Origin of the sequence: Limnohabitans sp. 2KL-1 (assembly GCF_003063435.1) — a bacterium.
Classification (GTDB): Bacteria; Pseudomonadota; Gammaproteobacteria; order Burkholderiales; family Burkholderiaceae_C; genus Limnohabitans_A.
In genome coordinates this window covers 47962-61242 of sequence record NZ_NESL01000002.1, presented here as the reverse complement: position 1 = coordinate 61242, position 13281 = coordinate 47962, and the positions used below count along the sequence as shown (strand labels likewise).

At 59.7% G+C, this 13281-nt stretch carries 15 protein-coding genes and 1 riboswitch; of the genes, 11 read left to right on the top strand and 4 right to left on the bottom strand.

Features of this window, described 5'->3' with window-relative positions; translation table 11 throughout:
• Positions 1 to 35: 35 nt before the first annotated feature.
• From ccoN to B9Z47_RS04855, 7 genes are all read left to right on the top strand, one after another.
• Positions 36 to 1472, top strand: a complete 1437-nt coding sequence (gene ccoN / locus B9Z47_RS04885; protein ID WP_108330156.1) for a cytochrome-c oxidase, cbb3-type subunit I — start codon at positions 36 to 38, stop codon at positions 1470 to 1472.
• A gap of 13 nt (positions 1473 to 1485) precedes the next feature.
• Positions 1486 to 2112, top strand: coding sequence for a cytochrome-c oxidase, cbb3-type subunit II (ccoO, locus tag B9Z47_RS04880; RefSeq protein WP_108330155.1), 627 nt, complete (start codon positions 1486 to 1488; stop codon positions 2110 to 2112).
• A gap of 13 nt (positions 2113 to 2125) precedes the next feature.
• The gene (locus B9Z47_RS04875; protein ID WP_108330154.1) at positions 2126 to 2266 is read left to right on the top strand and encodes a cbb3-type cytochrome c oxidase subunit 3; all 141 of its coding nucleotides are present in this window, start codon (positions 2126 to 2128) and stop codon (positions 2264 to 2266) included.
• Positions 2267 to 2302: 36 nt separating this feature from the next.
• On the top strand, positions 2303 to 3220 hold the full coding sequence (gene ccoP, locus B9Z47_RS04870) for a cytochrome-c oxidase, cbb3-type subunit III (protein ID WP_108330153.1): 918 nt from the start codon (positions 2303 to 2305) through the stop codon (positions 3218 to 3220).
• A gap of 72 nt (positions 3221 to 3292) precedes the next feature.
• Complete coding sequence (ccoG, locus tag B9Z47_RS04865) at positions 3293 to 4759, top strand: cytochrome c oxidase accessory protein CcoG (RefSeq protein ID WP_108330152.1); 1467 nt, start codon at positions 3293 to 3295, stop codon at positions 4757 to 4759.
• Between the two features lie 20 nt (positions 4760 to 4779).
• Positions 4780 to 5055, top strand: a complete 276-nt coding sequence (locus B9Z47_RS04860) for a nitrogen fixation protein FixH (RefSeq protein WP_108330704.1) — start codon at positions 4780 to 4782, stop codon at positions 5053 to 5055.
• A 21-nt stretch (positions 5056 to 5076) separates the two neighbouring features.
• Complete coding sequence (locus tag B9Z47_RS04855) at positions 5077 to 5373, top strand: hypothetical protein (protein ID WP_108330151.1); 297 nt, start codon at positions 5077 to 5079, stop codon at positions 5371 to 5373.
• A gap of 51 nt (positions 5374 to 5424) precedes the next feature.
• On the opposite strand, the gene fnr is transcribed toward B9Z47_RS04855, so the two are convergent.
• Complete coding sequence (gene fnr / locus B9Z47_RS04850) at positions 5425 to 6147, bottom strand: fumarate/nitrate reduction transcriptional regulator Fnr (protein ID WP_108330150.1); 723 nt, start codon at positions 6145 to 6147, stop codon at positions 5425 to 5427.
• 208 nt (positions 6148 to 6355) lie between these two features.
• Here fnr and hemN point away from each other — a divergent pair, with 208 nt between their 5' ends.
• From hemN to B9Z47_RS04835, 3 genes are all read left to right on the top strand, one after another.
• Positions 6356 to 7738, top strand: coding sequence for an oxygen-independent coproporphyrinogen III oxidase (gene hemN / locus B9Z47_RS04845; protein WP_108330149.1), 1383 nt, complete (start codon positions 6356 to 6358; stop codon positions 7736 to 7738).
• A 91-nt stretch (positions 7739 to 7829) separates the two neighbouring features.
• Positions 7830 to 8507: a sulfite exporter TauE/SafE family protein gene (locus B9Z47_RS04840; RefSeq protein ID WP_108330148.1), complete on the top strand. Its 678-nt coding sequence runs from the start codon at positions 7830 to 7832 to the stop codon at positions 8505 to 8507.
• A gap of 102 nt (positions 8508 to 8609) precedes the next feature.
• A complete protein-coding gene (locus B9Z47_RS04835; protein WP_158271620.1) occupies positions 8610 to 9353 on the top strand; it encodes an SIMPL domain-containing protein in 744 nt (247 codons plus the stop codon).
• Between the two features lie 34 nt (positions 9354 to 9387).
• On the opposite strand, the gene B9Z47_RS04830 is transcribed toward B9Z47_RS04835, so the two are convergent.
• From B9Z47_RS04830 to B9Z47_RS04820, 3 genes are all read right to left on the bottom strand, one after another.
• On the bottom strand, positions 9388 to 10203 hold the full coding sequence (locus B9Z47_RS04830) for a sulfite exporter TauE/SafE family protein (RefSeq protein ID WP_108330146.1): 816 nt from the start codon (positions 10201 to 10203) through the stop codon (positions 9388 to 9390).
• A gap of 266 nt (positions 10204 to 10469) precedes the next feature.
• Complete coding sequence (locus B9Z47_RS04825; protein ID WP_369911709.1) at positions 10470 to 10787, bottom strand: cell division protein ZapA; 318 nt, start codon at positions 10785 to 10787, stop codon at positions 10470 to 10472.
• Positions 10784 to 11011 carry a DUF904 domain-containing protein gene (locus tag B9Z47_RS04820; RefSeq protein ID WP_108330145.1) on the bottom strand — a complete coding sequence of 76 codons (228 nt, stop codon included), beginning with the start codon at positions 11009 to 11011 and terminating at the stop codon, positions 10784 to 10786. Before B9Z47_RS04820 ends, B9Z47_RS04825 begins: the two co-directional genes overlap by 4 nt.
• A gap of 84 nt (positions 11012 to 11095) precedes the next feature.
• Positions 11096 to 11343, top strand: a riboswitch (cobalamin riboswitch).
• A 124-nt stretch (positions 11344 to 11467) separates the two neighbouring features.
• Between B9Z47_RS04820 and B9Z47_RS04815 the strand changes: the two genes are divergently transcribed.
• Positions 11468 to 13279: a TonB-dependent siderophore receptor gene (locus B9Z47_RS04815; RefSeq protein ID WP_158271619.1), complete on the top strand. Its 1812-nt coding sequence runs from the start codon at positions 11468 to 11470 to the stop codon at positions 13277 to 13279.
• The last annotated feature ends 2 nt before the right edge of the window (positions 13280 to 13281 follow it).

Genomic DNA, 13281 nt, shown 5'->3' with positions numbered 1-13281 from the left:
ACTCTGGCAGTAGTTTTTAAAAAGAAGAGGTGAAAATGAAATTTGCCAATATGCAGGCGACTTCGTACAACGACACCGTTGTCCGACAGTTCGCCATCATGACGGTGGTCTGGGGTGTGGTGGGCATGCTTGTCGGCGTGATCATTGCGGCCCAGCTGACTTGGCCCGAGCTCAATTTGGGCATTTCCTGGCTCAGCTATGGTCGTCTGCGGCCTTTGCACACCAACGCGGTGATTTTTGCGTTCGGCGGTTGCGGACTGTTTGCCTCGGCTTATTACGTGGTGCAGCGCACCTGTAACGTCCGTTTGTTCAACGACAAACTGGCCGCTTTCACCTTCTGGGGCTGGCAACTGGTCATCTTGCTGGCGGCCATCACCTTGCCTTTGGGTTACACCAGCGGCAAGGAATACGCCGAGCTGGAGTGGCCGATTGACATCCTGATCACGCTGGTCTGGGTGGCGTTTGCCGTCGTGTTTTTTGGCACCGTGGGCACCCGCAAGGTCCGTCACATTTACGTGGCCAACTGGTTCTTTGGCGCGTTCATCATCGCCGTGGCGCTGCTGCACCTGGTCAACAGCGCCGCGCTGCCCGTGGGCATGATGAAGTCCTACTCGGCTTACGCCGGTGTGCAGGACGCCATGGTGCAGTGGTGGTATGGCCACAACGCCGTGGGCTTCTTCCTGACGGCGGGCTTCCTGGGCATGATGTATTACTTCATCCCCAAGCAGGCCGAGCGCCCTGTGTACTCGTACCGCTTGTCGATCGTGCACTTCTGGGCCCTGATCTTCACTTACATGTGGGCCGGTCCTCACCACCTGCACTACACCGCTTTGCCTGACTGGACCCAGTCGATCGGCATGGTCTTCTCCCTGATTTTGTTGGCCCCCAGCTGGGGCGGCATGATCAACGGCATCATGACCTTGTCGGGTGCATGGCACAAACTGCGCGACGACCCGATCCTGCGTTTCCTGATCGTGTCCCTGTCGTTCTACGGCATGTCCACCTTCGAAGGCCCGATGATGTCCATCAAGACTGTCAACGCGCTCAGCCACTACACCGACTGGACCGTGGGCCATGTGCACTCCGGCGCTTTGGGTTGGGTGGGCTTGGTGACCATGGGCTCCATGTACTACCTGATTCCCCGCCTGTTCGGCCAGAAAAAGATGTACAGCGTCAAAGCGATTGAAATCCACTTCTGGACCGCCACCATCGGTATCGTGATTTACATCGCCGCGATGTGGATTGCCGGGGTCATGCAGGGCCTGATGTGGCGCGCAGTCAACGCCGATGGCACCCTGACCTACACCTTTGTCGAGTCGGTGAAAGCCACCTTCCCGTTCTATGTGCTGCGACTGCTTGGCGGTTTGTTGTACCTGGGCGGCATGTGTGTGATGTTGTGGAACGTGATCAAGACAGCGACCCAGGGTCGTTCTGTTGAAGTCCAGATTCCCAACCTGACTGCCCACGCCTGAGGAGAAATAAAACATGTCTGAAAACCAAAAATCGGGCGGTCTCTCCCACGAAAAAATCGAGACCAGCAACTTCTTGATGATCGTGCTGATCCTGATCGTGTTGCTGTTTGGCGGCATGGTCGAGATCGTGCCGCTCTTCTTCCAGAAATCCACCACCCAGCCCGTGGAAGGCCTCAAGCCTTACACCGCGCTGCAAGTGGCGGGGCGTGATGTGTATGTGCGCGAAGGCTGCTACAACTGCCACTCGCAAATGATCCGTCCCTTCCGCGCCGAGACCCTGCGCTACGGCTCCTATTCGGTGGCCGGTGAGTTCGTGTACGACCACCCCTTCCAGTGGGGCTCCAAGCGCACCGGACCTGACCTGGCCCGTGTGGGCGGCCGTTACAGCGACGAATGGCACCGCATCCACCTGAACAACCCGCGTGACGTGGTGCCCGAGTCCAATATGCCCGCATATTCATGGCTGGAAAAGAACCCTGTGGACGGTGCCAGCTTGCCCGCTCACATGAAAGGCTTGCGCACATTGGGCGCGCCTTACAGCGACGAAGAAATTGCCAAAGCGTCTGAAGACGTCAAAGGCAAAACCGAGCTGGATGCCGTGATTGCCTACCTGCAAGGCATGGGCATCCACCGCAAGTGAACGGAGCAACGCCATGGACATCAACACCCTGCGCTCCATCGTGACCGTGCTCACCTTTGCCATCTTCCTGGGCATCATCTGGTGGGCCATGTCACGCCGTAACCAAGCCAACTTTGACGAGGCCGCACAACTGCCGTTTCGTCAGGATGACTGAATTGTCCTCAGCACATCACAAATCAAAGGAATCGAAATGAGTGACTTCATCAGCAATTTCTGGCACTTGTATGTGGCCGGCCTCACGCTGGTCAGCATCATCGCCTGCCTGATCCTTCTGTGGTTCAGCGGCAAAGCCAAGGCCATGACGGCCAACGACAACACCACCGGCCACGTCTGGGACGGTGATCTGCGTGAAATGAACAACCCTCTGCCACGCTGGTGGGTGGGCTTGTTCATCATCACCATCGTGTTCGCCTTTGTGTATCTGGCCATGTACCCCGGTGTGGGTAACCTGGCGGGTAAGTTCGGCTGGACATCTGCCGGTCAATACGACGCCGAAGTGGCCAAGGCCAACGCCGAAGTGGCGCCTTTGTATGCCAAGTTTTCGGGCATGCCGCCTGAAGAAGTATCCAAAGACCCTCAGGCCATGGCCATTGGCGACCGTTTGTTCATGAACAACTGCGCTCAGTGCCACGGCTCTGACGCACGCGGCAGCAAAGGTTTCCCCAACTTGGCCGATGCGGACTGGTTGTACGGTGGTACACCCGAGATCATCAAGGCCACTCTGGTTCAGGGCCGCAACGGCAATATGCCCCCCATGGCAGCGGCTGTGGGTTCGCCAGAAGATGTACGCAACGTGGCCCATTACGTGCTCAGCCTGTCGGGCAGCCCGCATGACTCGCTGCGTGCATCGCTGGGTAAGTCCAAGTTCGGTGTTTGCGCGGCCTGCCACGGCATGGACGGCAAAGGCAACCACGCACTGGGTGCGCCCAACCTGACCGACGACATTTGGCTCCACGGCTGGGGCGAGAACGCCATCGTCAACATGATCAACAACGGCAAGGTCAACCAGATGCCTGCGCAAGCTGCCAAGCTGACCGAAGGCCAGATCCATGTGTTGGCCTCTTATGTCTGGGGCTTGTCCAACAAGACAGCCGCTGCAGCCAAATAAGGTCGTCAATCCATCGTTGACCCATTCAGGACACCCCATTGCGGGTGTCTTGTTCATTTGAAAGCAAGTGTTTTGGACTCCAAAGAAAATCCTGCCCGAAAAATCGTGCCCATCGTCCCTGTAGAGGCTGTCACAGGTTCCGGGGATGACGTGCAGATGGTGTCGCTGTACCAGGCGACGCAAAAAATCTACCCACGCAGCGTGCAAGGCATCTTTGCCAAATGGCGCTGGTTCATGGTGGTGCTGACACAACTGGTTTTTTATGGCCTGCCTTGGCTCGAATGGGGTCAGCGTCAGGCGGTGTTGTTTGATCTGGGTGCGCGTCGCTTTTACATTTTTGGCCTGGTTCTTTACCCGCAGGACTTCATTTACCTGACGGCGATCCTGGTGATCTCGGCGTTCTCGCTGTTCCTGTTCACGGCGGTGGCCGGGCGTTTGTGGTGTGGCTATGCCTGCCCGCAAACGGTTTACAGCGAAATCTTCATGTGGGTCGAGCACAAGATTGAAGGCGATCGCAGCGCCCGCATGCGGCTGGACGGCACCAGCATGTCGATCGAGAAACTTTTCAAGAAAGGGTACAAGCACATCGTCTGGCTGGCCATTGCCATGTGGACGGGCTTCACCTTTGTCGGTTATTTCACGCCCATCAAGGACTTGGGCATGGCATTTTTCCTGGGCAACATGGGCTCCTGGGAAGTGTTCTGGGTTTTCTTTTACGCCTTTGCCACTTATGGCAATGCCGGCTTCATGCGTGAGCAGGTTTGCAAATACATGTGCCCCTATGCGCGTTTCCAAAGCGCGATGTTTGACAAAGACACCTTGATCGTCACCTACGATACCGAGCGTGGCGAACCGCGTGGCGCACGCTCCAAAAAAGCCGATCCTGCCGCTTTGGGCTTGGGCGCTTGTGTCGATTGCACTTTGTGCGTGCAGGTGTGCCCCACGGGCATCGACATCCGCGAAGGCCTGCAATACGAATGCATTGGCTGCGGTGCCTGCGCCGACGTGTGCGACACCGTGATGGACAAGGTGGGTTATCCGCGGGGCTTGATCAAGTACTCGACCGAAAACGCGATGAACAACAAATGGACGCGCCAGCAAACCTGGCGTCATGTGTTCCGTCCCCGTGTCTTGTTGTACATCGGCATCTTGCTGGTTGTGGTGCTGGCCTTGCTGACCAGTCTGGGCTTGCGCAAACCCTTCAAGGTCGATGTGGAGCGCGACCGCGCTTCGCTCGCGCGCATTGTGGCCGGGGGACGGATTGAAAACGTCTACCGTTTGCAGATCATGAACGCGGCTGAAACGCCCCTTGATTTCCGAGTCACCGCACAGGGATTGCCCGGTCTGGTTTTGGTCACTGAGCCTGCCGTGCGCGTGGCACCGACCGAGTCGCTTTGGGTGTCGGTCCGTTTGCAGCTGCCGTATGACGCAGCCCCCGCGGGCTCGCACCCGATTGTGTTCACCATCGAGTCGATGCAGCAGGGGGGGGCGGTGCTGTCAGAATTGCAGGAAAAATCGGTTTTCCTGGTGCCTCGGTGATATTTTTCAAAGGCTTTCGCATGTCCAACTCCAAAGATTCCCAACTGGTCAACCGTCCTTGGTGGGCCTTCGGCCATGTGTGGCTGGTGATTGCCGGTCCACTGGTCGTGGTGGTGGCGTCTTTCATCACCTTCTACTTGGCAGCCAACGGGCAAGACCCCGTGCTGACCAAGTCCAGTGCTGAAGTCGACCTCACGGCCCCAGAGGCCCGCACCACCTTGGCCCCCGCGATGCAGGCCAGAAACCACGCGACCACAGGTACTTTGCCTGTCCCCGATTCCAAAAACAAACCCTGAGCGGGTCACCAGGAGAGCGACATGTTGGCAAAACGGATGATGTGGATTGCATGGCCCGCCTTTTTGGTGGCGGGTTTGCTGGAGATGCTGGTCTTTGCACTGGTGGACCCGCAGGATTTGCAGTGGTTTGGGCACCCTTTGGCGCTGTCGCGGCAAGGCGTCTACACCTTGGCTTTTTTTGCCTTCTGGGGGTTGGCCATGGTCTCCAGCGGTTTGACCACGCTGTTGGCCATGTCGCCTTTTGAGGTGAACCGTTGCCCTGTTCCCAAGGATGCAAGACCTGTCGAGTGTGCACGGGGGGCACAGGGCTGCCAATGAACCGGGGACGGGCAGCCAAACGACGCGATGCGCCTGGCGGGACCGCCCGCTTCAATGGCAATGGTTGTTGTGGTTGACCAGGCGCTGCAGGCCTTCGGTGTCCAGAATGCGCACATGGCGCTGTTTGACTTCCACGATGCCGTCTTCGACGAACTTGGAGAAGGTCCGGCTTACGGTTTCGAGCTTCAGACCCAGGTAGCTGCCGATCTCTTCGCGGGTCATGCGCAGCACCAGCTCTGACTGGGAAAAACCACGGGCGTGCAAGCGTTGCACCAAATTCAGCAAAAAGGCCGCCAGGCGCTCTTCGGCCCGCATGCTGCCCAGCAGGAGCATCACGCCATGTTCGCGCACGATTTCGCGGCTCATGATCTTGTGCACATGGTGCTGCAGGGCCGTGACTTCGCGGGAAATTTCCTCGATCCGGTCAAACGGCATGACACAGACTTCGGCGTCCTCCAGGGCCACCGCATCGCAGCTGTGCTGGTCGTTGACGATGCCGTCCAGACCAATGATCTCGCCCGCCATCTGGAAGCCTGTGACTTGGTCGCGTCCATCCTCAGTGGCCAGGCAGGTTTTGAAGAAACCGGTGCGTATGGCGTACAGCGAGGTGAACTTTTCGCCGTTGGTGAACAAGGTGGTCCCCCGTTTGACCTTGCGGCGCACGGCCACCAGATCATCCAGGCGGGTCAGGTCCTGATCGCTCAGCCCCATGGGCATGCACAACTCGCGCAGGTTGCAGTTGGAGCAGGCGACTTTCATGGTTTGGGGATTCATGCTTTATCTCATGGTGGAGTGATGGACTTGCCCTGGATCAATGCTTGAGCTTAAACCGAAAAATTGCCTAAAACGAGGGTATACCCTGAATTCGTGAAAAATCACTGAAAACCAGTATGCCATTTGACGTGAGTCAATGCACCCTTAAAAGCAAACAGGCAAAGTCATCTCCACTGTTTTGTTGACGTTTTAATTAAGGTGCCCTTCCATGTCCGTCATCACGCCTGAATTGCTGACACGTTTTGACGTGCCGGGCCCACGCTACACCTCTTACCCGACGGCAGACCGATTTGTCGAAGCCTTTGGCGAAGCCGATTATGTGCAAGCCTTGGAGCAGCGCCAATTGGGCTTGGTGGGCAAGCCCCAGCCCTTGTCCTTGTACGTGCACATCCCGTTTTGCGAATCGCTTTGCTACTACTGCGCCTGCAACAAGATCATCACCAAGCACAAGGAGCGCTCGGCCGATTACTTGCGTTACCTGGCCAAAGAAGTCCAATTGCACACGCAGCATCTGGGTCGGGGTCAGGCGGTCAGCCAGCTGCATCTGGGCGGCGGCACGCCCACGTTCATGAGCGATGACGAGTTGCGCCAGCTCATGGCCATGCTGCGCCAGCATTTCGAGTTTGTGCCCGGGGGCGAGTATTCGGTCGAGGTGGACCCGCGCACCGTGGACGAGAGCCGTCTGGCCGTGCTGGCCGAGTTGGGCTTCAACCGGCTGAGCTTTGGCGTGCAGGACTTTGACCCCGCCGTGCAAAAGGCGGTGCACCGCATCCAGCCGGCCGAGCAGGTGTTTCAGCTGGTCGAGGCGGCACGCCGGCTGGGCTTTGAGTCGGTCAACGTGGACCTGATCTACGGCTTGCCGCTGCAAACCCCTGAATCCTTTGACCGCACGCTGGCGCAGGTCAACCGTTTGCGTCCGGACCGCATCGCGCTGTATGCCTATGCGCATCTGCCCGAACGGTTCAAGCCGCAGCGCCGCATCCACGCCGAAGAATTGCCCCAGGGGGCGGACAAGGTGGCCATGCTGTCGCGCTCGCTGGACGCCCTGACCGACGCGGGTTATGTCTACATCGGCATGGACCACTTTGCCTTGCCCGATGACGCCTTGGCCGTGGCCAAGCGGCAGGGGCGTTTGCACCGCAATTTTCAGGGCTACAGCACGCAAGCCGATTGCGACCTGATCGCCTTGGGCGTGTCCTCCATCGGGCGCATTGGTTCCACTTACAGCCAGAACGCCAAGACCATGGAGGAGTATTGCGACCTGCTCGACCAGGGCCACTTTCCGGTGGTGCGTGGTCTGGCCCTCACGCGTGACGACCTGATGCGCCGCTCGGTGATCATGGCTTTGATGTGCCAGGGGCACTTGCAGTTTGAAGCCATCAACCTGGCTTGGCTGATCGACTTCAAAACGCTGTTTGCCAAAGAAATGGACCAGCTGGAAGACATGCAGGCGCAAGGCCTGGTGGCGCTGAGCGACACGGGCATACAGGTCACGGCCATGGGCTGGTTTTTTGTGCGCGGCGTGGCCATGGTGTTTGACCGCTATGTGCAGGCCGACCGCAACCGGACCCGTTTCTCCAAAATCATCTGAGGTCCTTGGGTCTTTTGCCCTTGATCCGCCGTCGCCACGGGGCCGTCTGCATCACCCACAATGCGGGTGTCGACATTGAAGCGAACAAACCATGCAAAGTTCTTTGGCCATCACGGCCTTGATGATGGGGGTGCTGGGCGGGCCACACTGCGTGGCCATGTGCGGTGCGGCCTGCGCGGGCCTGGGTCAGGTGGCCGGTGCGCGGCGGGCTCAGGCCTTGCTGGCTTTTCAGCTGGGTCGCTTGGGCGGTTATTCACTGCTAGGCGCTTTGGCTGCCGCCAGTGTGCAGGGCTTGGGCTGGTTGACCACGCAGTCGGCTGCCATCCGCCCGGTCTGGACATTGCTGCACTTGGCGGCCTTTGCTTTGGGACTTTTGCTCATGCTGCAGGCGCGGCAACCCGTGTGGCTGGATGGTGCGGCACGTCGTTTGTGGGCCCGGGTGCGGGCCTTCAATACCCGTTGGGGCCGCGCCGCGCCCTGGATGGTGGGCGGGCTGTGGGCCTTGATGCCCTGCGGCTTGTTGTACTCGGCCTTGATGGTGGCTGCTCTGACCAGTCAGCCTGTGGAGGGGGCGGCCACCATGGCTTTGTTCGCATTGGGCAGCAGCCTCAGCCTGTGGGCCGGGCCGTGGCTGTTCTTGCGCATGCAGACACTGGGTGACGGGGCCTGGGGCATGCGCGTGGCGGGCCTGGCGCTGTCTGCCGTGTCGGCTTGGGCCTTGTGGATGGGACTGGTGCACGATCAAGCCCCATGGTGCGTTACACCCTGAAACCAAAGCGCCGCATGAAGGACGATGCAGACCCGGCCGGGCGTTCACAATCGAAATGGTCCGTGCAAGATGGTTTTGCCTCACGTTTTCGAAAGACTCCCCATGACACTGATTCGAACCCCCTCGATGGTTGCCCTGATGACGGCACTGGCCCTGCCTGTTGTTTCCGTGCAGGCGCAAAGTGTTTCCAGCCCCGCACCTCACGCAGCACATGCCGCAGCAGCGCTGCACCAAGTGCTGCATTTGAGTGCATTGGCCCAGACCGATGTGCCGCAAGACTGGTTGGTGATCAGCCTGTCGGTTCAAAAAGAGGGCTTGCAAGCCCCCGCAGTTCAAAAGCAGCTCAATGCTGTGTTGGCTGCCGCTTTGGCCGTGGCCACGCCCATGGCCAAGACCGGGGCCTTGGAGGTGAGCACGGGTGAAATGAATGTGTCACCGCGTTACGGCCGTGACGGGAAAATCAGCGCTTGGGTGGGCTCTGCACAACTGGTCTTGCAGGGCCGCGATGGCGAGCAAATCGCGACGCTGGCCTCGCGCCTGCAAGAGTTGACGGTGTCGAACATCGATTGGCGGCTGAGCCCGGACCAGAAAAGTGCCGCCGAAGCGCGCATTCAGGCCGAAGCGGTGGCGCGCTTTCAGAGCAAAGCGCAAGCCCTGACGAAGCAGTTCGGCTTTGTGGCCTACACCCTGAGGGAAGTGCGCGTCACAGCGCAGGAGGCGGGCGAAAGCATGGTCATGCCACGCATGGCCATGGCACAAATGGATGCCGCGCCTGCACCCGTGCCGACGGTGGCAGGCAAGTCACGCGTGGTGGTGAACATCTCGGGCAGCATCGCACTGCACTGATTGGCCAGCCGCCATCGGCGCGGCCAAAGGTGCTTCAGGCCGCCAGACCTTTGTAAAGCATGTAAGCGGCCAGCAGGTACAGCACGCTGGCAAACACGCGCTTGAGTTGCTTGACCGGCAGCTTGTGGGCTGTCGCCGCCCCTACAGGAGCCATGAAGACACTGCACAGTGCAATCACCACCAAAGCTGGCAACCACAAGTAGCCAAAGCTGTAAGCGGGCAGATTCTGCACATTCTGACCGCTCACGATGTAACCGGCCACGTTGGCCAGCGCAATCGGAAAGCCCAAGGCCGCACTGGTGGCCACCGCATTGTGAATGGCCACATTGCACCAGGCCATGAAAGGCACGCTGATGAAACCGCCGCCAGCCCCCACCAGACCCGACAGCAAGCCAATCAAGCCGCCTGCACCGAGCAGGCCGGAAAAGCCTGGCACCTGGCGCGAGGGCGCGGGCTTTTTGTCCAGGAACATTTGCGTGGCTGAAAAGCCCACAAACAGCGCAAAGAACAAGGCCAGATAAGTGCCTTTGGCAAACGCAAAAATGCCCATGCTGCCAATCAGGCTGCCGATCACAATGCCTGGCGCCAGACCTTTGACCAGGTCCCAACGCACGGCTTTTTTCTTGTGGTGGGCACGCACGCTGGAGACGCTGGTGAAAATGATGGTGGCCATGGATGTGGCAATCGCCATCTTGACCGCCAGGTCGGGGCTGACGCCGCGCGCACCCAGCAAGTACGTCAAAAACGGCACCATGATCATGCCGCCGCCAATGCCCAAAAGTCCTGCCAAGAAACCGGTGCAAAGGCCAAGAACGGCCAATTCGGCCAACAGCAGAGGTTCGATGATCATGGGGGATGTGGGATTCAAAAAAGGGAAGGTGTCTGCGAGTGCCACCGGACCGGCATCCTGAACCGGGGTTCAGGTGGGCGAGGGCAGACTGGCGTTGGGTTCATCTGACGCGAGATGATCACGCTCACCAGCCAATGTACCAAGCCCGGGCTCTAAGAGCATTGGTTCAAGGAAATATAAAGCCCGGCATGCACCGCAGACGAAGGTGATTGTAGGGGCTTATCGCGCACGCCTGCGGTCGCAAGCGCAACACCCTCGTGTTCAGATCAATTGACCGTCGTTTTTGATGACACCGTCAAGGCGCTGCAGCAGCTGCGCCAAGCGTGCCTGTGCATCAGGGGCATCTCGTCTTCCGTGTGGGCCGTCGTGACGGCCGGGCTGGCTGGCGTTTGCTCGAAGGCCAGGTTCAGTGCCGCCAGCACGGCGATGCGGTCGCGGGCCTTGATTTTGCCCGCATCACGGATTTTGCACATCGCCTCGTCGACCTTGCGCACGGCATCGAGCAGTCGCTCTTGACCACCTTCTGGGCAACCCAGAATGTAGCTTTGGCCCATGATTTGAACGTCGATTTGTTGGTTGCTCATGCGGTGGCCTCAGGTGAAGCGGGGGCGGCGACGGGCAGGCGCTCGATGAGTGCATCCACTCGGGCTCTGGCCGCGGCCAAGCGAGACTTGAGTTGATCGCGTTCCAGACTCAGCGCCTGCACTTGCTGGGTCAGCAAAGCGTTGGTGCGCTGAAGCTCTTCATGACGCAGCAGCAAGTGATCCACACGCTCGGCAATTTGATCGATGGTGTTGGAATGGGCCATGGCATACAGGGAAAAGTAAGAGCACCATTGTAGGGCGTGCGGCCCTCAAGCCACTGATTTTGTAGGTTTACAGACAGCTTTGCGCCTAGAATAAAGATTGTTGGTGCTCGCGCTGCCTGTTCAGGGTGCGCAGTTCAACGGGAAGCAGGAGGGACAAGCCGACAAGGCCCACCTAACCTGCGCTGCCCCCGCAACGGTAAGCAGACGGGTTTTTGTTCACTCAAAAATCCAGCTTTCATCTCAAACCACTGGCTGCCCTGAAACAGGCGACTGGGAAGGTGGTGAAAGCCGCTCTGTCAGCCCGGATACCGGCCAACAAGGTGACCTGTCGCAAGACAGGTCGTAAAGCCCATGCACTGTCGGGGAAGGCGGTGAGGGCGTTTGACTTGTTTGTTTCTCATGAAAAACTATTCCCTTCGCGCGCGCCGATCTGCGCCCGTACTTTTCGCACCTGCATTGTCCTTGCTGTCTCTGGCCACCAGCGCTGTGCTGGCGCAAACCACGGCCGGTGAAATCGTGGTCACCGCCAGCCGCACCGAGCAAATTCTGACCGACGTTCTGCCCCACACCACGGTGCTCGGGCGTGATGCCATTGAGCAGTCGCAGGTGCTGGACCTGCCCACCTTGCTCGCGCGCGAGGCCGGTTTCCAGTTCACCCAAAGCGGGGGCCGAGGCGGGCAGGCCACGGCTTTCTTGCGCGGTGCGGCGTCCTTGCAGGTGTTGGTGCTGGTCGATGGCGTGCCCGTCACCAAACAAGACACCACGGGCGCTGTGAGCCTGGAACACATCATGCTGGACCAGGTGGACCGCATTGAAATCGTGCGCGGCAATGTCTCGGCCATTCACGGCAGTGGTGCGGTGGGCGGTGTGATCCAGGTGTTCACCCGTCAAGGGCAGGGTCAGCCCACGGTCTACGCCAGCGCCGAGCGTGGCTCGCAGGGCAGTCAGCGCTGGAGCGCGGGAACCAGCGGCGCAGCCGGGCCATTGGCTTATGCGGTCTCGGTGGGGCGCATGCGTACGGATGGCATCAACGCGGCCAACCTGTCGCAAACGCTCAACGCCAACCCCGATGCCGACGCCTACCGCAACGACAACCACGCGCTCGACCTGTCCTACAAATTCAGTCCCGAACACAAGCTGGGCTTGCGCTCGACCCATTTCAATGGGCGCTTTGACTACGACGTGCCGGGCAGTTTTTCTGCCCCCACCGACGTGCACCAAGGCCGCACCCAGCTCGACAGCCACACGCTTTACTGGTCGGGTCGGCTGGGGCCGCAGTGGTCTACCCGTTTGAATTACTCCGACGCCAAAGAGCGCAACGACACCGACACCGTGGGCAGCTACTCGTTCACCACGCAGGCCCAAACGCGCACCCGCAGGACGTCGTGGACGCACCAGTTTGACTTGCCCTCCATGGTCTTGTCGGCCGGCTTGGACCACCAGACGCAGGGCATCGACATGGCCACCGATGGCGTGTCCGGCTTGTCGCGTGAACGCAAAGCGAATGCGGTTTACGGCGGCGTGGTTTACAAGCGTGCAGCGCACAACTTGCAGTTCAATTTGCGGCGCGACGATGTCGATGGCATGTCGGCCAAAGACTCGGTGTATCTGGGTTATGGCTATGACCTGGATGCGCAGTGGAAGTTGATTGCCAGCCATGCCACGGCCTTCAACATGCCGCCGCTGGGGTATTTGTTTGACCCCTACAGCGGCAACCCCGATCTGCGTCCGGAAACCGCCAGCACGCGTGAGGCGGGCGTGCAGTGGGCACAAGGGCCACACCGCCTGCGCTCGACCTGGTTCTCGTCGCTCACCAAAGACCTGCTTTTGTACGACATGGGCACGTGGCAGTTCAGCAACGTCAGCCGCGTCAAAAACCAGGGCCTGGAAACCAGCTACAGCGGCCGCTTTCACATGACCGATTTGCGCGCCAGCTTGTCGCTGCAAGACCCGGTGAACGAAGCCACGGGCCAGCAGCTGGTGCGTCGTGCCAAGACCCTGGCCTCGGTGTCGGTGTCGCAGGCCTTGGGCTTGTTGACGCTGGGCGGCAGTGCGCGTTACACCAGGGCACGCCCCGACATCGAAGGCAAGCCCGGCTTGCCCAGCAACACCTTGCTGGACCTGACCGCCCGCTACAGCCTGAGCCGGGAATGGACGCTGTACGGCCGCGTGGAAAACGCGACCGACAGCCGCTACCAAACCGCCTATGGCTACAACCAGCTGCCACGCACCACCACGTTGGGCCTGAGCTGGAAAATGAAACACTGATC